Genomic DNA, 233 nt, shown 5'->3' with positions numbered 1-233 from the left:
CCGGTTCCACAGCGAGTACGCCCAGCGGCAGGCTCGGATCGTCGGCCACTCAGGCGCCGGCGAGCACCGACACGCCGTCCCCATCAGGCACCGGCGCGTCCTCGCCGCCGCCCGCCTCCCCCGGCCCCGAGCACTCCCAGCCCTCGACCAGCGAGCCCGACGCGCCCCGCCCGCGCCCGGCCCCCGAGGGCTTCCCGGCCCAGCCGGGCATGGAAGGCGACCGGCCGTCCGGG

The 233-nt window shown here is 79.8% G+C and carries 1 protein-coding gene; it reads right to left on the bottom strand.

Going from position 1 to position 233, the window contains the following annotated elements:
• Window positions 1-49 precede the first annotated feature (49 nt).
• The coding region (locus tag KVT44_RS57265) for a hypothetical protein (protein WP_217577225.1) at window positions 50-233 on the bottom strand (184 nt) is incomplete at its 5' end.

The organism is Streptomyces sp. GbtcB7, from assembly GCF_019091445.1.
GTDB lineage: Bacteria > Actinomycetota > Actinomycetes > Streptomycetales > Streptomycetaceae > Streptomyces > Streptomyces mirabilis.
This window is presented reverse-complemented; position numbering and strand designations above follow the sequence as displayed.